The organism is Pedobacter sandarakinus (assembly GCF_026240095.1).
GTDB lineage: Bacteria > Bacteroidota > Bacteroidia > Sphingobacteriales > Sphingobacteriaceae > Pedobacter > Pedobacter sandarakinus.
Genome location: NZ_JAPIVG010000031.1, coordinates 1 through 394, shown reverse-complemented (window position 1 = coordinate 394; position 394 = coordinate 1). Strand labels below are relative to the sequence as shown.

Here is a 394-nt window from a genome sequence, read left to right as displayed (position 1 = left end):
ATTTGTCCATGTATTTGTTGTTGGATTATAAACCCAAGTACCACTATCGTTGGTTACAATTGTTACTCCTGCTCCTGGTGCGCCTGGTGTTCCTGATCCTGGTACGCCTGGAACGCCGCTTGTACCTGGCATGCCTTCAACGCCAACCACGCCTGGATCTCCTTTCGGACCAGCTGCACCCGCATCACCTTTTGGACCATTAATGTTTGTCCATGTATTTGTGGTTGGATTATAAACCCAAGTACCACTATCGTTGGTTACAATTGTTATTCCTGCTCCCGGTGCGCCTGGTGTTCCTGATCCTGGTACGCCTGGAACGCCGCTTGTACCTGGCATGCCTTGGACACCTACAACTCCTGCATCACCTTTATCACCTTTTGGACCGTTAATGTTT

At 49.2% G+C, this 394-nt stretch carries 1 pseudogene; it reads right to left on the bottom strand.

From position 1 onward, the window contains the following. Positions 1-394 (bottom strand): annotated as a pseudogene (locus OQ268_RS17815) (collagen-like exosporium glycoprotein BclA1); the annotation flags it as partial.